General features: G+C 66.9%; 19 protein-coding genes. 9 read left to right on the forward strand and 10 right to left on the reverse strand.

What is annotated here, in order from left to right:
• The first annotated feature begins 217 nt into the window (after positions 1 to 217).
• Positions 218 to 613 (forward strand): VOC family protein, encoded by a 396-nt coding sequence (locus ACR65K_RS00005; protein WP_440150819.1) that lies wholly within the window; start codon positions 218 to 220, stop codon positions 611 to 613.
• A gap of 79 nt (positions 614 to 692) precedes the next feature.
• Here ACR65K_RS00005 and ACR65K_RS00010 read toward each other — a convergent pair whose 3' ends face one another.
• The 5 genes from ACR65K_RS00010 to ACR65K_RS00030 form a co-directional block, all read right to left on the reverse strand.
• Positions 693 to 998 carry a hypothetical protein gene (locus tag ACR65K_RS00010; RefSeq protein ID WP_056328852.1) on the reverse strand — a complete coding sequence of 102 codons (306 nt, stop codon included), beginning with the start codon at positions 996 to 998 and terminating at the stop codon, positions 693 to 695.
• A 13-nt stretch (positions 999 to 1,011) separates the two neighbouring features.
• The gene (locus ACR65K_RS00015) at positions 1,012 to 2,148 is read right to left on the reverse strand and encodes a S1C family serine protease (protein WP_440150820.1); all 1,137 of its coding nucleotides are present in this window, start codon (positions 2,146 to 2,148) and stop codon (positions 1,012 to 1,014) included.
• 103 nt (positions 2,149 to 2,251) lie between these two features.
• Positions 2,252 to 2,890: a TetR/AcrR family transcriptional regulator gene (locus ACR65K_RS00020; protein ID WP_440150821.1), complete on the reverse strand. Its 639-nt coding sequence runs from the start codon at positions 2,888 to 2,890 to the stop codon at positions 2,252 to 2,254.
• A 46-nt stretch (positions 2,891 to 2,936) separates the two neighbouring features.
• The gene (paaK, locus tag ACR65K_RS00025) at positions 2,937 to 4,286 is read right to left on the reverse strand and encodes a phenylacetate--CoA ligase PaaK (protein ID WP_440150822.1); all 1,350 of its coding nucleotides are present in this window, start codon (positions 4,284 to 4,286) and stop codon (positions 2,937 to 2,939) included.
• Between the two features lie 7 nt (positions 4,287 to 4,293).
• Positions 4,294 to 4,764: a hotdog fold thioesterase gene (locus ACR65K_RS00030; protein WP_440150823.1), complete on the reverse strand. Its 471-nt coding sequence runs from the start codon at positions 4,762 to 4,764 to the stop codon at positions 4,294 to 4,296.
• Between the two features lie 268 nt (positions 4,765 to 5,032).
• Here ACR65K_RS00030 and pta point away from each other — a divergent pair, with 268 nt between their 5' ends.
• A complete protein-coding gene (gene pta, locus ACR65K_RS00035; protein ID WP_056328867.1) occupies positions 5,033 to 7,126 on the forward strand; it encodes a phosphate acetyltransferase in 2,094 nt (697 codons plus the stop codon).
• Between the two features lie 62 nt (positions 7,127 to 7,188).
• Here the strand turns inward: pta and ACR65K_RS00040 are convergent, their stop codons facing one another.
• Positions 7,189 to 8,520: an MFS transporter gene (locus ACR65K_RS00040; RefSeq protein WP_056328870.1), complete on the reverse strand. Its 1,332-nt coding sequence runs from the start codon at positions 8,518 to 8,520 to the stop codon at positions 7,189 to 7,191.
• 241 nt (positions 8,521 to 8,761) lie between these two features.
• Here ACR65K_RS00040 and ACR65K_RS00045 point away from each other — a divergent pair, with 241 nt between their 5' ends.
• The 4 genes from ACR65K_RS00045 to ACR65K_RS00060 all read left to right on the forward strand — a co-directional run bounded on the left by ACR65K_RS00045 (position 8,762) and on the right by ACR65K_RS00060 (position 13,747).
• Complete coding sequence (locus ACR65K_RS00045; RefSeq protein WP_440150824.1) at positions 8,762 to 9,490, forward strand: GntR family transcriptional regulator; 729 nt, start codon at positions 8,762 to 8,764, stop codon at positions 9,488 to 9,490.
• Between the two features lie 176 nt (positions 9,491 to 9,666).
• Entirely contained in the window at positions 9,667 to 11,016 is a 1,350-nt protein-coding gene (locus ACR65K_RS00050; protein ID WP_440150825.1) for an L-fuconate dehydratase, read from the forward strand.
• Entirely contained in the window at positions 11,013 to 12,542 is a 1,530-nt protein-coding gene (locus ACR65K_RS00055) for an aldehyde dehydrogenase (NADP(+)) (protein ID WP_440150826.1), read from the forward strand. Before ACR65K_RS00050 ends, ACR65K_RS00055 begins: the two co-directional genes overlap by 4 nt.
• Positions 12,539 to 13,747, forward strand: coding sequence for a fumarylacetoacetate hydrolase family protein (locus ACR65K_RS00060; protein WP_440150827.1), 1,209 nt, complete (start codon positions 12,539 to 12,541; stop codon positions 13,745 to 13,747). Before ACR65K_RS00055 ends, ACR65K_RS00060 begins: the two co-directional genes overlap by 4 nt.
• 70 nt (positions 13,748 to 13,817) lie before the next feature.
• Here the strand turns inward: ACR65K_RS00060 and ACR65K_RS00065 are convergent, their stop codons facing one another.
• The gene (locus tag ACR65K_RS00065; protein WP_056328883.1) at positions 13,818 to 14,108 is read right to left on the reverse strand and encodes a hypothetical protein; all 291 of its coding nucleotides are present in this window, start codon (positions 14,106 to 14,108) and stop codon (positions 13,818 to 13,820) included.
• Positions 14,109 to 14,246: 138 nt separating this feature from the next.
• Between ACR65K_RS00065 and ACR65K_RS00070 the strand changes: the two genes are divergently transcribed.
• Together ACR65K_RS00070 and ACR65K_RS00075 are read left to right on the forward strand one after the other, a co-directional pair.
• Positions 14,247 to 15,413: an acetate kinase gene (locus tag ACR65K_RS00070; RefSeq protein WP_440150828.1), complete on the forward strand. Its 1,167-nt coding sequence runs from the start codon at positions 14,247 to 14,249 to the stop codon at positions 15,411 to 15,413.
• Positions 15,414 to 15,480: 67 nt separating this feature from the next.
• Positions 15,481 to 16,041: a GNAT family N-acetyltransferase gene (locus ACR65K_RS00075; protein WP_440150829.1), complete on the forward strand. Its 561-nt coding sequence runs from the start codon at positions 15,481 to 15,483 to the stop codon at positions 16,039 to 16,041.
• A 2-nt stretch (positions 16,042 to 16,043) separates the two neighbouring features.
• Here ACR65K_RS00075 and ACR65K_RS00080 read toward each other — a convergent pair whose 3' ends face one another.
• From ACR65K_RS00080 to ACR65K_RS00090, 3 genes are all read right to left on the reverse strand, one after another.
• Complete coding sequence (locus ACR65K_RS00080) at positions 16,044 to 17,240, reverse strand: NAD(P)/FAD-dependent oxidoreductase (protein WP_440150830.1); 1,197 nt, start codon at positions 17,238 to 17,240, stop codon at positions 16,044 to 16,046.
• 4 nt (positions 17,241 to 17,244) lie between these two features.
• Positions 17,245 to 17,451, reverse strand: coding sequence for a hypervirulence associated TUDOR domain-containing protein (locus ACR65K_RS00085; protein ID WP_056328894.1), 207 nt, complete (start codon positions 17,449 to 17,451; stop codon positions 17,245 to 17,247).
• A gap of 185 nt (positions 17,452 to 17,636) precedes the next feature.
• Positions 17,637 to 19,868, reverse strand: coding sequence for a S9 family peptidase (locus ACR65K_RS00090; RefSeq protein ID WP_440150831.1), 2,232 nt, complete (start codon positions 19,866 to 19,868; stop codon positions 17,637 to 17,639).
• 147 nt (positions 19,869 to 20,015) lie between these two features.
• Between ACR65K_RS00090 and ACR65K_RS00095 the strand changes: the two genes are divergently transcribed.
• Positions 20,016 to 20,579 carry a hypothetical protein gene (locus ACR65K_RS00095; protein ID WP_440150833.1) on the forward strand — a complete coding sequence of 188 codons (564 nt, stop codon included), beginning with the start codon at positions 20,016 to 20,018 and terminating at the stop codon, positions 20,577 to 20,579.
• Positions 20,580 to 20,585: the final 6 nt, after the last annotated feature.

Genomic DNA, 20,585 nt, shown 5'->3' on the forward strand with positions numbered 1-20,585 from the left:
ACCCTGGCTTACAAATGTCACGGTCGGCTCCTTCAATCAAGACTTGAATGACTCACAACCAGCCTGACTTAGAGGGGGCGTTTCGGTTTTGGATGCAGGAGGTGAGCGGGCGTTTCGGTTTTGGATGCAGGAGGTGAGCGGGCGTCCCGGGGAGGGTCTTTTCCGCCAGCGCGGGCGTAGGATTCATCCCGTAGGAGGTGGCCACATGAACCTTAGAATGAACACAGCCACAACCATCCTGCCGGTCGATGATGCAGCCCGCGCCCGCGCTTTCTACACTGAAAAGCTCGGACTTCCGCACCGCGGCAAGGCGGAGGACGGCAGCGAACTACTCGGCGCCGACGGCGGTCCCATGCTGCAGCTGATGCCGGTGGCGGACGGCAAGCATTCCGAGCACACGGCCTTGAGTTTTGAGGTTTCGGACATCGAGGCGACCGTCCGGGACATGGAAGCCAGGGGCGTGATGTTCCAGGATTACGACCTCCCCACGCTGCGGACGGAAAACCACATCTGCACCACCGAGTCGGAGAAGTGCGCTTGGTTCATGGATACGGAACACAACATCCTGTGCGTCCACCAGAACCTCGGCGGCAAGCTCGAGTACCAGGTCTAGTCAGGCACCAGGCCAAAACAAAGCAGCAGGGGTGCCCCGGTCCAACCGGGGCACCCCTGCTGCTTGTTTTCGTAAGGCCTTAGCTTTCGGCGCCGCCATGCAGGCCGTCGTCGCTGCTGTCATCCTCGGGACCCGTGCCGCGGCCGCCTTCGCTGCGGTCGGAAAGGTCCATGTTGCCGCGGGCCTCGTCCATGGTGGGGCCGCCGGAGGGGACGCTGTAAGTGTCCGGGCGGATGCCGTGCGACTGTTCCTCGATCAGGGCCTGCTCCTCGCTGAAGCGGATCACATTGGCCTCGTCGCCGGCGTCGCCGGGAACGTCCTCGCGGATCTTTGAGGGGTCCGGAATGATGAATCCGGCATCGGGTTCTTCCTTGGGGTGGCTCATGTTCTTTTCCTTCCTATCGGGTGGTTGTGCTGGCGGGCCGGTCGGTAAGGTCCACCTTGATATCCAAACTTTGATCGCCGCGCTTGACCTTGAAGCCTACGGTGTCGCCGGGGTTGCGCTTGCGCAGTTCCGCCAGGAGCTTCTCCGGCGTGGTGAGCTCCACGCCCTCAATGGACTGCAGGACGTCGCCCGGGCGGATCCCGGCACGCCCGGCAGGGCCGTCACTGTCCGCCGCGAGCACCACGACGCCGGCACCTTCCTGGATTCCCAGCTGGTCGGCGATCTGGGCCGTCAGTTCTCCCGGAGTGAGGCCCAGGTACGCGTGCTTGGCGCTGCCGTTGGCCAGCAGCTCTTCAGCCACGTCCACGGCGGTGGCGGCGGGAATCGCAAAGCCAAGTGACACAGCCCCGGCCGACGGCGGGATGTAGGCCTCGCTGATGCCGATCACTTCACCGCGCATATTGATCACCGCGCCGCCGGAGTTGCCGGGGCTGATGGGCGCGTCCGTCTGGATGAGGTCCACCAGCGAGAGGCTGTTCGACGCGGAGCCGGGGATGGAACGGTGGAGGCCGGAGATAATGCCGGCGGTGGCCGTGTTCTCGAAGCCAAGGGGGGAACCCAGGACCAGGGCGCCTTCGCCCACCTTGGGCAGGTCGCTCTGATAGGTGGGCTTCGGCAGGCCGGTGCGCTTGGCCTGCACCAGCGCAAGGTCCGTCACGGCGTCGCTGGCCTTGACGGTCCCTTCCACCCGCTGCCCGTCGGCGAACCCCACCTCAACGCTGGTGGCGCCGCGGATCACGTGCTCGTTGGTCAGGATCAGTCCGTCCGCCGAGTACACCACGCCGCTGCCCAGGCCGCCCTCCGTGAAGATGGTGACGACGGACGGCGAGAGGTTCTCCACGAGCTGCGGCAGGTTGGCCGCCGCCGTCCCGGAGCCGCCTTCCACCGGCGCAGCCGAACCTGGGGCGGAGGACACCGGTGCGGTGTTGGCGGAGGTCGACGACGGCGCCTGGCTTGAGGAGGTGCCGCTGGGGGCCGGGGGACTTGGCGTACCCGTGCAGCCGCTGAGTGCCAGGGCGGCCGTAAGGACGCCGCCGCCCAGCACTGTACGCAGGCGGCGTGAACGCTGCGGGTCGCTGGCCTGGCTCATCAGTACCTCCCTGCGGATGCTGGCTTTCTACCACCGTAGCCGGGGAGCGGGGAAAATACCAAGCACGCTTATTATCGCCGCCAGGGAGCCGGCTGCGAGCTTCCTACACGTCCGAGTGCAGGCCGTCGAACGCCATGGTGATGACGTCGTCGGCCAGCCGCTGCGGCGACAGGGAACCGCCCGGCTTGTACCACTCGACGATCGAGTTGATCATGCCGAACAGCAGCCGTGAGACCGTCCGTGGGTCGATGTCCTGGCGGAGCGAGCCTTCGTCGCGGGCAGCGGAAATCAGGGCCGCCACCTTGTGGTCGAAGGTGCGCCGCCGTTCCAGCGCGTCCCGCTCGATCTCGGTGTTGCCGCGGAGGCGCAGGAGGAGCGTGACAAAGGGCAGGCGGTCAACCAGCACAGCCACCGTCTGCCGCAGCACGAACTCCAGCCGTGCGTCGGCAGCTCCCGACGTTGCCTGCGGCTGCTCCAGGATGGACTCGAGGCCGCCCAGTGCGTGGTCAAGGGCGAGCTTGAGGAGATCGCCCTTGGACGGCACGTGGTGGTAGATCGCCGACTTTGAGATGCCCAGGTTGTCCGCCAGGATCCCCATTGACGTCGCGTCGTAGCCGTGGCGGTTGAAGACGTCGACGGCGATGCGCAGCACCGACTGTTGGTCGTACCCGGGCCGGCCCCGCTTCGCTGTGCCATTACCGGCGGTGCCGTTGGTGCTGGTGGTCTCAGTGGTGCGGGGCATAGTGGCTAGTTTCTCATGAACGGTCGGTCAGTCGGCGCAGGGCCGGCTACCCCTTGGGACGCAGGTCGTAAATCCGGCGCAGCTTGCCGTTGGACCGCTCGAGCGAACCCGGTTCCACGACGTTCACGGTGCACGAAGAACCCACGTGGATCTTGATCTGCTCCTTCAAGGTGCGTGCCGCCGTCGTGCCCTGCTCAACACTCACCGCGTCCCGGCGCTCGATCTTGACCGTCATCTGGTCCATCCGCTGGCCCTCGGGGCGGGTCAGTTCGAGCTGGAAGTGCGGGCTGAGCTCGGGGATCCGCAAAGCGATTTCCTCGATCTGGGACGGAAAGACGTTGACGCCGCGGAGGATGATCATGTCATCGCTGCGGCCGGTGATGCGGCCCATCCGGCGGTGCGAGGGGCGGGCCGTGCCGGGGAGCAGGCGGGTGAGGTCCTTGGTGCGGTAGCGGATGATGGGGAGGGCTTCCTTGGTGAGCGACGTGAACACGAGTTCGCCGTGCTCGCCGTCCCGCAGGACGTTTTCCTTGCCAACCACCGGGTTGAACGCGTCGATGATTTCGGGGCGGAAGTGGTCCTCCCAGATGTGGCTGCCGTCCTGGGTCTCCACGGCTTCGCCGGCGACGCCCGGGCCCATCACTTCGGACAGGCCGTAGATGTCGCACGCCTTGATGTTCATGGTGACCTCGAGCTCGTGCCGCATCTCCTCAGTCCACGGTTCGGCGCCCAGCACTGCGTACTTGAGGGAGGTGGAGGCGGGGTCGATCCCCATGTGGGCCATGGCGTCCGCGATGGTCAGCAGGTAGGTGGGGGTGGCCAGGATGGCGTCGGGCTTGAAGTCCTGGATCAGCTGGATCTGGCGTTCGGTCTGGCCTCCGGAGATGGGGATGACGGTGCAGCCCAGGGCTTCGGCTCCGGCGTGCGCACCCAGGCCGCCGGTGAAGAGGCCGTAACCGTAGGCGTTGTGGACCTTCATGCCCGGGCGGACGCCGGACGCGCGCAGGCTGCGGGCCACCAGCTTGGCCCAGTCCGCCAGATCCTGCTTGGTGTATCCGACGACGGTGGGCCGGCCCGTGGTGCCCGAGCTGGCGTGCACGCGGGCTACTTCAGCCTGTGGGACGGCGAACATGCCGAACGGGTATTCCTCGCGCAGGTCGTCCTTGGTGGTGAAGGGGAAGTTCCCCAAGTCGCTGAGCTCGCGCAGGTCGTTGGGGTGGATCCCGGCAGCGTCGAACTTGCGCTTGTACAGCGGCACGCGGTCATACGCATAGGCCACGGTGTGCTGCAGGCGGCTGAGCTGGAGGGCTTCGAGCTCATCCCGGGAGATGGTTTCCTCGCGGTCCAGGACGGCGTCGGTGCCGGCGGGTGCGGTTTCGGGGGCATGCAGGGTCATGGTTTTCCTACTTCTTGGGGATGGTGCGGCTGCGTCCGCGGAACTCGGCGATGAGCTCGCCCGGGGAACTGGGTTGGGTCTCGGCGGCCGGCACGGCGGCGTCGGCGGCAAAGATCTGGATGTCGTACAGGCCGCTGCGCCCGGCACTGGAGCGGCGGTCGGCGACGGCGGTCAACACCTGGCCGCGGAAGGCGGGCTTGAGGAAGTTGATGTCGACGCCGGAGGCCACGGTGATGGTGCCTTCTTCGCCGGGTGCAGGGTGGATGGGGTTGCACGCGAGGGCGAAGGCGGTGTCCCCGAACGCGAAGATCATTCCGCCGTGGGCCATGCCGAATCCGTTGAGCATTTCCTGCCGGAGGGTCATCCGGATGGTGGCGTGCCCGTCGCTGAGGGCGAGGACCTCGATTCCCATCCATTCGGAGGCGTAGTCGTTTTCCAGGATGGGGTGGGTGGCCCCGGAAAGTGTTGCTTCAGCCATGCGTCATTGCCTCCAGCTTTATTTACCGAATGTTCATTAGGTAATCCCATGAGGGGGTCCGGTGTCAAGAGGAAGCGGGATAAGGCACGACGTCGGGACGCACCTTGCGCGGCTGGGCCGCCCCTTCATCGATTGCTGCGTATCTGCCGTTTTCAGCGCCTAAAACGGCAGTTACGGAGCAGTCGACGCTGGGTCAGGCGCCCCGCGCACGGCCTCGGAGTGCAAGGATGGGGGGACCGGCACCAGCAAGAACAGCAAAGGGCGGACCATGGCAAAAGGCATCTACGTCAGCGCAACCACCCCGGGATCGGGCAAGTCCCTGATAGCCCTGGGCCTGGCCGATACGCTGCACCGGCACGCGGACAGGATCGGCTTCTTCAAGCCGGTGGTCCACGGGCCCTCCGCGGCGAATGACCCCATGCTGGCACTGATGAAGTCCCGCTTCGCCCTGGATGATGACCGGTGCCGCGGCGGCCTGACCTACGACGAGGTCCGCACGCTGCTCGCCGAGGGGAACCGGGCGGAGATCGACGCCAGGTGTGTGGAGATCTTCGCGGACATCGCCCGTCACTGCGACGTGGTGATCGTCGAAGGCACCGACCTGGTGGGCCAGGACTCCGCCGTCGAATTCGACCTCAACGCCCGGCTCGCCAACAACCTCGCCACACCCGTGGTGGCCGTGGTGGGCGCCAAGGGGCGGACCGTTCCCGAGACTGCTGCCGCCGTCGAAGTTGCGCGGAAGGAACTTGCCGCCGAAAAATGCGCGCTCCTGGCCATCATGGTCAACCGGGCGGACGCCGATGACCTGGACGCCATTGCGGCTGCCCTGAAGCCGGGTGCCTCCGGCCGGCCCGTGTACATCCTGCCGGAGCTGGAGGAGATCGCCCGGCCCACCACCGGCGAGGTGGCCCTGGCGCTGGGCGTGCGGCAGATCGCGGGGACGCCGGACATGGAACGCGACGTCAGGGACATCAAGGTGGCCGCCATGAACGTGGGCAACTTCCTTAATGTGCTCGATGAAGGCGCCCTGGTGATCGTGCCGGGGGACCGGGCGGACGTGATGGTGGCCTGTCTGGCATCCTCCTTCTCGCCGGAGTTCCCGGTGGCCTCGGCGCTCATCCTCACCGGCGGCCTGGCCCCGGACGCTAACATCTACCCGCTCCTGGCGCAGGCGCCGTTCCCGGTGTTCGCCACGGAAGATGACACGTACCAGACCGCCCGCCGGGTCTCCGAGGTCCGCAGCGAGATCTGGTCCGGCCACCGGCGCAAGGTTGCCTCCGCCCTGGGGCTCTGGTCCCGCCGCGTGGATGAGGCCGAGCTGGTGGAGCGCCTGCACCTGCCGAGGGCCGAGCGGATGACCCCGCTGCGGTTCCTCCACGACCTCATCGAGCGCGCCCGCGCGCAGCGGCGCCACGTGGTCCTGCCGGAGGGAACCGACGTCCGGATCCTGCGTGCAGCGGAAATCCTGCACCGCCGGGATGTCTGCGACCTGACACTGCTGGGCCCCGAATCCGACATCCGGGAACTGGCTGCTGCCAACGGCATCGATCTGTCCGGCATCAACGTCATCGACCCGGCCACCTCCGAGCTGCGCCTGAAGTTCGCCGAAAAGTACGCCGAACTGCGGGCACACAAGGGCGTGGACCTGCCCAAGGCCCTGGAAATCATGCAGGACGTGAGCTACTTCGGCACCATGATGGTCCAGCTGGGTGTAGTGGACGGCATGGTGTCCGGTGCGGCCCACACCACCGCCCACACCATCCGGCCGGCCCTGGAGTTCGTGAAGACCCGTGAGGGCGTGAAGATCGTGTCCTCGGTGTTCCTGATGCTCATGCCGGACCGGGTGCTGGTCTATGGCGACTGCGCAGTGAACCCGGATCCCAACGTGGAGCAGCTGGCGGACATTGCCCTGGCCTCGGCAGAGACCGCCGCCCAGTTCGGCGTGGAGCCGCGGGTTGCCATGCTCTCCTATTCCACCGGCGGCTCGGGCTCGGGGGAGGCCGTGGATGAGGTACGGCAGGCCACCGAGCTGGTGCGCACGCGCCGCCCTGACCTGGCAGTTGAGGGCCCCATCCAGTACGACGCCGCCGTGGACGCCTCGATCGCCGCGTCCAAGATGCCGGGCTCCTCGGTGGCCGGGCAGGCCACGGTGTTCATCTTCCCGGACCTGAACACCGGCAACAACACGTACAAAGCGGTGCAGCAGAGCTCGGGCGCCGTGGCCGTGGGCCCCGTCCTGCAGGGGCTGCGGAAGCCGGTCAACGACCTCTCCCGCGGCTGCACCGTGGAGGACATCGTGAACACGGTGGCCATCACGGCCATCCAGGCTCAGGTGCCGGTTCCGGTTCCGGCAACGCTTTAAACGTACGACGCCGGCACTTTGGCGAGTGCCGGCGTCGTCCCTTTGCTGAGGGCTGGGGAAACCTAGGCGGCTGCCGGGACCTTCAGCGGCTCGATCTTGCCAATCACGAACAGGTAGTTCGCGGCGCCAATGAGGGAGATTGCGCCGATGACCGCCAGCGGCGCCACGAAGGAGCCGGTCTGGTCAACCAGCACGCCGATCAGGATGGGCGTGAAGATGCCGGCCAGGTTGGACGCGAAGTTCTGCAGCCCGCCGATGGAGCCGACGTGGCGGGAGCTGGGCGCGACGTCCGCCGGCAGTGACCAGATGCCGGTTGCTGCCACGGTGAGGCTGGAGTAGGCGACGGACAGCAGTGCCAGCGCCATCCAGGCTTCCGGAACGAGCGCGGCAAACATGATGACCGAGCCGCCCGCCAGGCCGCCGGCAATGGCAGTCTTGCGGACCTTGCTGACGGGGGAGCCGGCCCGGACGGCGCGGTCGGCAAGGTAGCCCCCGAGCCAGCCGAACAGGACGGCGCAGATGCCGGGGATGGCGCCGAAGAAGCCCAGCTTGAGCAGGTCGAAGCCGCGTTCCTTGACCAGGTAGCTGGGGAAGAACGTGATGAAGAAGTAGATGGCGCTGTTCAGGCAGAAGAAGCCGAACATCATGCTCAGGATGGTGCGGTACTTGAAGAGCGAACGCCAGGGGAGTTTGGCCGCGCCTTCGTCATCGCTTGCCGCGCCGCGGGCGCCGCCCTCCTGGATGTAGGTGACTTCTGCGGCGTTGGCGCCGGCGTGCTCCTCCGGGCTGCGGTAATACTTCCACCAGACGGCGGCCCAGATGATGCCCAGGACGCCGATGATGATGAATACCGCGTGCCAGGAGGTGAAGGCGACGATCAGGGTGACGATCGGCAGCGCGATGACCGCTCCGACGCGCGAACCGGAGTCCCAGATGCTGGTGGCAAAGGCCCGTTCGCGGACCGGGAACCAGGTGGCCACCACCTTTGCCGCCGTGCTGGGTGCCGGGCTCTCGCCGACGCCGAGCAGGAAGCGGGCGGCGAACAGGGACCAGAAGCTGGACGCCGCTGCCGTAACCATGGTGAAGACGGACCACCACACGGCGGCCAGGGAGAACGAGCGGCGCGGGCCCACCTTGTCCACGTACCAGCCGGCTGCGAGCTGGAAGAAGTCATAGGCCCAGAAGAAGGCCGCAAAGATCAGCCCCTGTTGGGTGGCGGTGAGTTCAAAGTCCTTGCCCATGAACGGCAGGGCGACGCTAAGGCTGGAGCGGTCCAGGTAGTTGATGCTGAGGCCTATGAAGGCGAGCCAGATGATGACCCAGCGTTTGCGGGTCATCAGTCGGGGCTGCCGGGCGGGGTTGGCAGTGGATGTCTTACTTCCGAGCGTAGTCATGCGGTCTCCTTCGACATATACATGGCTTCGGGTGCGATATGCACGGGCGGGAGGGGGAGACGCGGAAGATGTCAGCGCCAAAATCATATAGGAATCTGGTTAATCATATAGATATTGTGATCCAGATCAAGTGTTGCTTCTGAAAAGGGGCGGAAGAAGAGGCCGGCCGTGCGTGGCTTATGATTCCCCCAGCAGCTCCAGAGCAATCAAAGCCCGTTCAACCAATGCAAGAGGTAATTGCGTGCCCCCACGTCAACCATCAGAACTTCCACGCGGCAAGGCTGCCGTTCCGGACGTCTACACGGCCATGCGGGCCTCCATCCTGGACGGCGAAATTGCCCCGGGCACCCGTATCAACATTGATGCCGTGGCCCGGAGCCTGGGGGTTTCGCAGACGCCTGTCCGCGAGGTGCTGCAGCGACTCGAGGGCGACAACCTGGTGGTGTACAACCCCGGGCGCGGTTACAGCACCACTCCGCTCCTGGGCCTGCCGGAGCTGCGCTCGCTGTTCGAGTTCAGGCTCCTGGTGGAACCCTGGGCGGCGCGTGCGGCCGCTGTGGACCGTCTGGCCAATCCGGCTGGGACGCTGGAAAAGGAACTGGCAGGCTTCCGGGACGCCATGAAGCGCAGCAGCAAGGACCTGCGGCAGGATCTGGTGGCCCACGACACCCGCTTCCACGACGCCATCCTGGCCGCGTCCGGAAACCCCGTGGTCCGTCATGCCTTTGCCCAGACGCACTGCCACCTGCACACCTTCAGGCTTTACCCTGCAGACGTGGACGGCGCCATCACGGTGGCTGAACACACCGCTGTGCGGGAGGCAATCGAGGCCTGCGATCCCGAGCGGGCAGAAGCGGCCATGACCACCCATATCCGCAACTCCTTCGACAGGTTTGCCAAGGCGTTCGACGGTGAGCTTGCTCCCCTGGAGGACAGCGGCCCGCCGCGGCGGCGGATTGTCACCGGCTAGCTCACGGCCGCGCGGCCCCGGTCCTTGGAGGGGCCGGGGCTTTTTCGCGCCTTGCGGCTATGGCAAATGACAGGCGGGGCTTGACCTGAATCACAGGTCCTATATGATTTTAGAAATTCGTATAGGAATCGAATCTTTCCCCTTCCCGCACAGTTGCCATCCGAAAGTTGAGATCCATGCCTTCCATTACGTCCGTCAAGACCCAGGACGTCCGTTTTCCCACATCCCTTGAACTTGACGGTTCCGATGCGGTCAACGTCGACCCCGATTACTCCGCCGCCTACGTGGTCATCCGCACCGATGCGGGCGACGAGGGCCACGGCTTTGTCTTCAGCTGCGGCCGCGGCAACGAGATCCTGACATCGGCCATCGATGCCTACGGGCGCCTGCTGGTGGGCCGCGACATCGACGAGCTGATCTCCGACCTGGGCGGCGCCTCCAGGCTCCTGGTCCACGACTCCCAGCTCCGCTGGCTGGGACCCGAAAAGGGTGTCACCCAGATGGCGTGCGGCGCCCTGGTCAGTGCCCTGTGGGACATCCGTGCCCGCCGCGAAAACAAGCCGCTCTGGCTCCTCCTTGCTGAGATGACGCCCGAGGAACTGGTGAGCGTGGTGGACTTCACCCACATCCGCGACGCCCTCAGCCCGGAGGAAGCCCTGGAGATCCTCCGCGCCGGCCAGGAAGGCAAGGCCGAACGGATCGCCGCGCTCAAGGCGGACGGCTTCCCGGCCTACACCACCTCCCCGGGCTGGCTCGGCTACAGCGACGAGAAGCTGGTCCGGCTGAGCAAGGAGGCCGCGGCAGAGGGCTTCTCCATGATCAAGCTCAAAGTAGGCGGTGACATCAACGATGACCGCAGGCGCATGGCCCTGGCCCGCGAGGCCGTGGGCGCCCTGCCCATCGCGATCGACGCCAACCAGCGCTGGGAGGTGTCCGAGGCCATCGAGTGGGTCAACCAGCTGGCCGAATTCAACCCCTACTGGATTGAAGAGCCCACCAGCACGGACGACATCCTGGGCCATGCCGAAATCCGCAGGGGTGTCACCCCGGTGCGGGTTGCCACCGGAGAGGCCGTGGCCAGCCGGATCGTCTTCAAGCAGCTCCTCCAGGCCGGCGCCATCGACGTCCTCCAGCTTGACTCCACCCGCGTGGCCGGCGTCAACGAGAACATCGCCATCCTGCTGCTGGCGGCAAAGTTCGGGGTTCCCGTCTGCCCGCACGCCGGGGGAGTGGGCCTGTGCGAACTGGTCCAGCACTTCTCCTTCTTCGACTACGCCGTGGTGGCCCGCAGTCAGGAAAACCGCATGATCGAATTCGTGGACCACCTGCACGAGCACTTCGCTGAACCCGTCCGTATCGTCGACGGCCGCTATGCCGCCCCGGCACTGCCCGGCACCGGCGCCGAAATGTTTGCCGCCTCCCGCACCCGCTGGGAATTCCCCAACGGCGCAGGTTGGCAGGAAGTGGGCAACCGGGCCGCTGTCACCGGCGGCTCCCTGGCCCCGGCAGCAGGAACCGGCCGATGAACGCGGCCCGGGAAGCAACGGCCGTCCTTGCTGCCCCCACCACCGTGGAGCAGCTGGACGCGGCGGTCACTGCCGCCCACCGTGGCTTTGAACAAGCCCGGTTGGCGGATCCGCAGCGGCGCGCGGGCTGGCTTGACGCCATTGCCGCCGGCCTGGAACAGGATGCTGCGGGGCTGGTGGAGGCCGCCGTCGCGGAAACGCACCTTGGGGCGGTCCGGCTGGAAGGGGAACTGAAGCGCACCGTGTTCCAGCTGCGGCTCTTCGCTGCGGAAATCCGCCAGGGTGAGCACTTCGACGCCACCATCGACCACGCCGACCCCAACTGGCCCATGGGCCCGCGCCCTGACCTTCGGCGCTGCAACGTTCCGCTCGGCGTGGTTGGCGTTTTCGGTGCCTCCAACTTCCCGTTTGCGTTCAGCGTGATGGGCGGGGACAGCGCCTCGGCCCTGGCCGCGGGCTGCGCAGTGGTCCACAAGGCGCACGACGCGCATGCGGGCCTTGCTGCCCGGACCGCGCGCACGGTGATCGATGCGCTGGAAGGTGCCGGGGCGCCGTCGGGCCTGTTCGCCGTGGTGACGGGACGGCAGGCGGGCGAGGCACTCGTGGACCACCACCTGGTCAAGGCCATCGGGTTCACCGGCTCCACCGCCGGCGGCCGGGCCCTGCTCAACCGGATCGCTGCCCGCCCGGAACCCATCCCGTTCTTCGGTGAGCTGGGCGGCATCAACGCCGTCTTCGTCACGGGCAAGGCCTGGGCAACCCGGCGGGCGGAAATCCTCACCGGCTACGCTGCCTCGTTCACCCTGGGAATGGGCCAGTTCTGCACCAAACCCGGGCTGCTGTTCGTCCCCGCCGGGCAGGCTGACGGCATCCGCCGCGAGCTGGAGCAGGCCCTGTCAGGGTTTACCCCCGCCCGGCTGCTCAGCCCCCGCCTGCACGACGGTTACGCCGATGCCGTCACCCGGCTCCGGGACAGCGGCGGAGTGAAGGTCCTGGTGGAAGGCAACTTTGCCGACGAGCCGGCCCCCACGGTCCTGCTCACCACCGCAACGGAGGTCCGGAAGAACCCGGACCTGCTCCGGCAGGAGATGTTCGGCCCGGCCAGCCTGGTGGTCGAATACGGCAACGAATCCGAGTTGCCGGACCTGGCGGGGCTCCTGGAAGGGCAGCTGACCACCACGCTGCAGGCCGAAGCTGACGACGACGTGGACGCCCTCGCCGCCAGGCTGGCGGACATCAGCGGCAGGGTCCTGTGGAACGGCTGGCCCACCGGCGTCACCGTCAGCTACGCCCAGCACCACGGCGGGCCCTACCCGGCCACCACCTCCAACACCACCTCGGTGGGGACGGCCGCGATCCGCCGCTTCCTGCGGCCCGTGGCCTACCAGTCATTCCCGGCGCAGCGGCTGCCCGAACCGCTGCGGGACAACAATCCCTGGCAGGTGCCGCAAAGGGTCGACGGCGTCTGGCAGCGTCCGTCCGGCCCCGCAGCCGGGTCCGTGACCACCCGGGAGGACAAGCAGTGAACGCCATAAGCCCTGAAGACGTCCAGGAAGTCCAAGGGGTCCTTCCCGAGGACGCGGACCAGGCCCTGCTGATCGGGCGGGTCTGGGATGTGGAGAGCGGCGGCCCGCGCGTTGTCGCCGTCAGCGGGGGCAGCATCTTTGACCTGCACCGCGTGGCCGGAACCGTCGCGGAGCTTCTCGAGCTGCCGGACCCCGCTGCTGCCGTCCGCTCCGCCCTCGCTGACCCCACCCTGGCCGAACCACGGTGGGAAACGGCCGCCGTCGTCAACGCTTCCCTGGCCGGTGACAGCAGCCGGACCAGGCTGCTGGCCCCCGTGGACCTCCAGGTCATCAAGGCCTGCGGCGTCACGTTCGTGGACAGCATGATCGAGCGGGTCATCGAGGAGCGCTGCGCCGGTGATGCCGGCCGTGCAGCCGAGGTCCGGGAACTGGTGGGCCTCGCCCTGGGCGGAAGCATCTCCGACCTGCGGCCGGGATCGCCGGAAGCCGCCGAGGCCAAACGCGTCCTGATCGCCGAAGGCCTGTGGTCGCAGTACCTGGAGGTGGGGATCGGCCCGGACCCGGAGGTCTTCACCAAGGCCCCGGTCCTGTCCTCGGTGGGCCTGGGCGCCGGCATCGGCATCCCGGCCTTTTCGTCCTGGAACAACCCCGAGCCGGAGCTGGTCCTGATCGCCACCTCCGCCGGCAAGGTGGTGGGCGCCACCCTGGGCAACGACGTGAACCTGCGCGACGTGGAAGGCAGGAGCGCGCTGCTGCTGGGCAAGGCCAAGGACAACAACGCCTCCAGCGCGCTGGGCCCGTTCATCCGGCTCTTCGACGGCACCTTCACCCTGGATACCCTGCGCGATGAGGAAATCCTGCTGCGCGTGGAAGGACCGGACGGCTACCTGCTGGAGGGCCGGAACAGCGTTTCCCGGATCAGCAGGCCCTTCGAGGAGCTGGTGGCGGCTACGTATGGAAAGCACCACCAGTACCCGGACGGGTTCGCGCTCTTCACGGGGACGCTGTTCGCCCCAACGCAGGACCGCGACATGCCGGGGCAGGGCTTCACCCACAAACGCGGCGACCTGGTGACCATCCGCAGCCGGCACCTCGGTGCCCTGATGAACAGGGTGGGCCCGTCCGAGGAACTGCCGGAATGGTCGTTCGGCCTTCGCCGGCTGCTCGCTTACTTGGCCGCGCAGCGGCAAGGGGCCCGCGCATAGTTGCCATGCAGAAAAGTACGACGCCGGCACTTTGGAAAGTGCCGGCGTCGTACTTTTTGCGCTGGTGTCCTTAGCTGTTGTCCGGCTTGGCCAGGCTGTCCGGGTCCTCCTGCTTGGCAGCTTCATCCGAGAGGCCCTGCGGGGTGAGGTCCAGGTCTTCCCGGTTCTCGGGTGCCTCGGGCGCTTCCCCAGTCTCCGCGGCCTTAAGGTTGCCGGTGTCATCCAGGGCCGGATTGGCGCCCTCCACGCCCGTGGGATCATTCTTGCTGCCGGAGTCCGGCTGCGCGTTGAGCGGGGCCGTGCTGCTGGATCCCGTGTTGGTGGGGTCGTTCTCGTCGATCGAATTGGGCTCGTTCGTCATGGAATTGTCCTCTCGGCGTGGTCCAGCCTTGTCCGCCGACCATAGGCACAGCCGCGCCCGATCCGCAAGGAATCAGCCGTGCGGCGCGGCACATATAGTGGGGGTTGAACTGCAGACGCCAGGCTGAGGAGGCCCCGCATGCTCGTGCTCGTCATCAACTCCGGTTCGTCGTCGCTGAAGTACCAGGTCCGTGATGTGGCCGCCGGGACGGTCCTCACCGAGGGGCTGATCGAGAAGATCGGCATGGGCAACGGCGGCGGCGGTGACGGCGAGATCGAGGGGCCGCGGGACCACGCGGAGGCGCTGGAGCAGGTGGACGCGGCGATCCACCAGGAGCTGGGCGACCTTGAGCTCGGCGCCGTGGGGCACCGGGTGGTCCACGGGGGCGAGCGGTTCGCCGAACCCGTGCTGGTGGACAACGAGATCACCCGTGCCATCGAACGGCTCAACCCGCTGGCGCCGCTGCACAACCCCGCCAACGTCCTGGGCATCCGCGCCATCACCAAAAAGTGGCCCACAATGCCGCAGGTGGCCGTTTTCGACACCGCCTTCCACCGCACGCTGCCCGAGCACGCCTGGCGGTACGCCGTCCCGGACGAGCTGTACACCAACCACGGCATCCGCCGCTACGGCTTCCACGGGACCTCGCACGAGTACGTGGCGCGCCGGTCGGCCGCGCTGCTGGACCTCCCCATCGAGGAGTTCGACGGCGTCATCGCCCACCTGGGCAACGGCGCCTCCGTCACCGCCATACGTGGAGGGCGGTCCGTGGACACGTCCATGGGCTTCACTCCTCTCGAGGGCCTGGTCATGGGCACCCGCTCCGGCGACCTGGACCCCTCCATCCTGGTGTTCCTTGGCCGCGCCGGCTGGACACCCGAGGACATCGACACCATGCTCAACCGGGAATCGGGGCTGAAGGGCCTGGCCGGCAACAACGACATGCGCTCGGTGGTGGAAGCCTCCGAGTCAGGTGACGGGAAGGCCGCGATGGCGCTCGCCGTGGCGTCCTACCGGCTGGCCAAATACATCGGCGGCTACCACGTGGCCGTCGGCGGGGCCAAGGCGCTGGTGTTCACCGCCGGGATCGGCGAGAACTCGCACCAGTTCCGTGCTTTGGTGGCGGACAAACTGGGCGCCTTGGGCATCGAGCTCGACGCCGGCCTGAACGCCGAGCGGTCAAAGGAGCCGCGCGTCATTTCCACGCCGTCCTCCGCCATTCCCGTCCTGGTGGTCCCGACGGATGAGGAACGTGCCATCGCGGAGGCGACTGCCGCCGTCGTCGGATCATCGACTGCTCCGTAACTGTCCTTTTGGGCGTGCAAAACGACGTTTTTGGAGCAATCGATGAACCATGGGTTAGCCTCGGTCCATGCCGCACATCAGCCTGCCGATCCGCACTGAACGGCTGGTCCTTCGCCGGTTCCACGGCGGCGACCTGGACGCCTTCCACGCCTACCACTCGTTGCCGGAGACCGCCCGGTTCCTGCCGGGCCCGGCCAAAAGCTACACACAGTCGATGGAGCGGGTGGGCCGGTACGCCAACTTTGCCTTTGATAAGGAAGGGGACTGGGTGGCCCTTGCCATTGAGGCGGCGGATGAGACCGGGCTGCAGGGTGAAGTGGTGCTCAAATGGCTGCCCGGGCGCGGCCAGGGCGAAGTGGGGTGGACCTTGGCGCCCGGAGCCCGCGGAAAGGGCTACGGCACGGAAGCCGCGGGGGCCGTCCTTAATCTCGGTTTCGGGGAGCTGGGCATGCACCGGATCGAAGCCCGGCTGGACGAGCTCAACGTGGCGTCGGCGTCACTGTGCAGCCGGCTGGGCATGCGGCTGGAGGCCCGGCACATCGACAAGTGGCACTACAAAGGCCAGTGGGCCACCGAGCTCATCTACGCCATCCTCGCCGATGAGTGGCGCATCGGCTCCGCCCGCTAGTTTTACGCCCGGCCCTTGAGGATCAGGTTCCAGTAGATTTTCGGGAACAGGTCCCGGTCCACCACCCAGGACAGTTTGCTCTCATTCCAGGTGGGCACCCGGGGAATGGTGGGCATGGGACGGTACCGGTCGTCGAATTCGGCGAAAACCACGGTGTCCCGCGACACGGTGAACGGACACACCGAGTAGCCGTTGTACTTCGCCGGCATCGGCTTGCCTTTCCGGGCTGCCACCAGGTTCTTCGCCACCACCTTTGTCTGCTTGCGCAGCGCCCCGCCCGACTTGGAGTTGGTGGTGCCTGCGGCGTCGCCCAGGGACCACACATTGGGGTAGCGCAGATGCCGGAGGGTTTGCCGGTCCACTTCCACGAACCCGCCCGCGTCACCGCCGGCCGGCAGATCCGTGGCCTTCAGCCAGTCCGGGGCCGACTGCGGCGGGACGGCATTGAGGACGTCATATACCAGGTCCTCGGTGATGTTGGCGGCGTTGTCCCGGATGGTTGCCCTGCGGCCGGCGGCGCTCACGGACACCAGTTCGCTGTTGGTCCGCAGTTCGATCCCGTACTCGGCGATCTTCCGGTCCAGCTCCCGGTCCACTTCCGGAACCCCGAACACCGTGGGGTAGGGCTGCACCATCACCACGCGGATCTTGTCCAGGACCCCCTGTTCACGCCAGTAGTCGCAGGCCAGGTACATGGGTTTCTGGGCTGCGCCGCCGCACTTGATGGGTCCGGCGGGCATCGTGAAGACGGCGGTGCCAGAGGTCATGCCGCTGAGCAGCGTCCAGGCCTTGGGGGCAAGATCGAACTCATAGTGGGAGGCGCCGTGGGGCGAGTGGACGGCCTCGGCCAGGCCCGGAACTGCGTCCCAGTCATACTGCAGCCCGGGGCACACCACCAGCTGGCCGTAGGCCACCGAGGCCCCGGACTCCAGGGCGACGGTGTTGGCATTGGCGTCCACGCCCGCCGCCGCATCCCGGATCCAGGTGACGCCCTGGGGGACAACCGAGTCCTGGGGCCGGATGGCTTCCTTGGCCTGGGCCCGGCCGCCTGCGATATGTGAAAACAACGGCTGGTACAGGTGGTGGTCCCGTGGCTCGATCACGGCCACGTCCTTGACGCCGTAGCGCTGCAACCTGGCGGCCAGCGAAATGCCGGCATTGCCGCCGCCGATGATGACCACCTCATGCTGGGCAGGCACGGCGCTACTTCTTCTCAGTCAGCGCGGATGCCTTGTGGGCCGCACGGGCGCCGGTCTTCTCCGACTCCACCACGTACTGCGGCTCATCCTCAGAGGCGCGATGCGTATTGCCATCGAGGTCGAAGTCGCTGGTCTTCTTTTCCACAATCCGGCCGTGCGTCTTGCCCTGCGAAGTGTTCCACTCCACGTGCGTTCCCTTGCTCAATGACATGCCCGCTCCTCTGGTCCCTGCGGAAAACAAGTGCCCCACAATAGTAAGCATGGTTAGCTTTTTCGGGGTACGCGGTTCGCCCATCCATTGCTCCGTAGCTGCCATTTAGCGGGCCGAAAACGACAGTTACGGAGCAATCGATGGGTTACTTCAGGTCAGGGGGCCGGTGGGGAGCAGTCGATGGGTTACTTCAGGCCGGCGCCGGGCAGCAGTTCGGTGGCGCCCAGGGCGTCGGCGATGAAGGCGTAGTCCCAGGCCCTTTCCCGCCACTGCACGTACCGGCCGGAGGCGCCGCCGTGTCCGCCGTCCATCTCGATCTTCATCACGATCGGTTCAGCTCCGGTGGTCTTGTTCCGCAGTTCCTGCACCCACTTGGCCGGCTCAACGTAGAGGACCCGGGTGTCGTTGAAGGACGTCACGGCGGCAATCTTGGGGTAGGCCACCTCGCGCACGTTCTCGTAGGGGGAGTAGGACTTCATGTAGGCGTAGGCCTGGGGGTCCGTGATGGGGTTGCCCCACTCCTCCCACTCCAGTGCGGACAACGGCAGGTCGGGGTCCAGGATGCTGGTGAGCGGGTCCACGAACGGCACCTGCGCCACGATGGCCGCGTACTTCTCCGGCGCCATATTGGCCACCGCGCCCATCAGGAGCCCGCCGGCCGAACCGCCCAGTGCAGCGATGCGGGAGGGATCCACCCATCCCGAGTTGGCCAGCCAGTCGGTGGCGTCCACGAAGTCGGTGAAGGTGTTTTTCTTGGTGAGCTTCTTGCCGTCCTCATACCAGTGCCGGCCCAGCTCGCCGCCGCCGCGGATGTGGGCGATCACGAACACCACGCCGCGGTCCAGCAGGGACAGCCGTGCGATACCGAAGCCGGGGTCCATGCTCATCTCGTAGGAGCCGTAGCCGTAGACCAGGCCCGCCGCCGTCGAATCCTGTTTCACGGCCTTGTGCCGCAGGACCGACAGCGGGATGCGCGTGCCGTCACCGGCCGTGGCCCATTCCCGCGTTGCCACGTAATCGCTGCCGTCATACCCGCCCAGCACGGGGCTTTCCTTGCGGAGCAGCAGCTCGCCGCTGGGCTGCTCCGGGGTGGGCAGGACGAAGTCGTAGATGCGCGACGGCGTGAAGTAGGACGTGTAGCCCAGCCGGATCACGGGCGCCTCGTAGTCAGAACCGCCCACCCCGGCGGTGTAGAGCTCCTCGTCGAACGCCGGTTCCACGGGCGCCTGTTGCGCGGGCGTGCCCAGCCCGGCCAGCCCCATCACCTGGACGCGCTCGATGGTGTCCTTGCGGATGGACACGATGAGGTGCGTGGCAGTGACGCCGGCACCGTTGACCCGGACGTCACCGGAATGTTCGACGACGGTCTGCCAGGCCTGTTCCGCCAGCGGCTTTTCCAGCTCGGCCGGGTCCGCCAGGGAGACCATGGAGTTGATGGCGCCGTGGTTGTGCGTGAGCAGGATCTTCTCTGCTTTTTCCCCGTTGGGGCCGTCCAGGAGGAAGGGCTCGGCCTCATACAGGATGCGCTCGTTCCGGGAAATCACCGTGCTGACGGCCTGATCGGGGTCGTCAAAGCGCAGCAGGCGGGTTTCGCTGTACTCCGAGCACCCGATGCCCAGCACCAGGTAGCGCCGGTCCGCGGAGAGCTCGAAGCCCAGCCACATGGCGGCGTCGTCCTCCTGGTACACCACCACATCGTCCGCCACGGGAGTGCCCAGGACGTGCGCCTTCAACTGGTACGGGCGCCAGGACTCGTCCACCACGGTATAGAAGAGGCGGCTGCCGTCCGGGGAGAACGCCACGCCGTAGAAGATGTTCTCGATGACGTCAGGCAGCAGTTCGCCGGTGCGAAGATCCTTGATCCGGAGCGTGAACCGCTCGTCGCCGGAGTTGTCCACGGCATACGCGTACAGGGTGCCGTCAACCGTGACGGCTGTGCCGCCCACAGAGAAAAACGGCTTGCCTTCAGCTTCCACGTTGCCGTCCAGCAGGACTTCCTCGCCGGGGATCTCCACCCCGGCTTCCACGGCCGGCGGAGTCCAGTCGGCCACGGCATCTCCGGTGTCCTGCGCCCTGACCCGGCAGTGGATGCCGTACTCCTTGCCCTCCGCGGAGCGGCTGAAGTACCACCAGTCGTCCTTGCGGTGCGGAACGGAAAGGTCGGTTTCCTGGGTGCGGCCCTTGATCTCCTGGAAGATGGCCTCGCGGAGCGGTTCCTGGTGCGCGGTAACAGCTTCCTGGTACGCGTTTTCGGCCCGCAGGTGCTCCACCACCTCGGCCGATTCCTTGTCCCGCAGCCACTCGTAGTTGTCCACGAACGTCTCCCCGTGGTGGGTGCGCTCGGTGGGAATCTTCTTGGCAACCGGGGGCGCCGGGATGGCAGTGCCGGGGGAATCCTGCAGGGAGGTGGAGGTCATGGATTCAATATATAGACCAGCCCGGACAAGTCGGCAGGCCGTTCGCTACCGGGGGAGAAGGGGCGGCCGGAAAGGGGCGAAAGACTCTGGGACCGTGCCCGCGGTTCCCGCCACGCTGGGAGGGCGGTGCAAGGAAAAGGAGAAGCCATGGACCTCGAATCCGGACCGGCGCCCCGGGCCAAAGCATGGCTGGCCGTGGCCCGCAGCGTGGGAACGTCCTGCGTCATGCTGGCCCGCAGGCAGGTGCACCTTCCCAAAGGCAATGTGGGCCGGGTGCTGCGTTTCGCCGACGGAAGCACCTCGCGGGTCTACCGGGAGACCGCCGTCGACCAGCAACCCGGGGAGCCCTGCGTCCTGGTGGTGGCCTTCACGCTCGGCCTGGTCCGCGGCCGGGCGCACCGCTTTTTCGAGGCGGAAAGCCTGCTGAACACCCCGCTCTTCGTCGGTTTTCCCGGGTTTGTCTCCAAGCTCTGGTGCGCCCACGACACGTTCGGCGCCTACCGCGGCCTGTATGAGTGGGACGGTGCCGCGCCGGCCCGCCAATACGCCGCGTCACTCTGGCGCGTCCTGGAACTGGTCAGCGTTCCCGGGTCCATCAGCTACAAGGTCCTGCCCGGGCTGCGCCGCGATGAACTGCTCGCCAATCCCGCCCTGATTGAGTCGCCAAGCCACCCCGACCACGCCTGGTGGCGCCTGGTTGGGCAGGGATGAAGCCGG

This window comes from Arthrobacter sp. SAFR-179 (assembly GCF_059414945.1).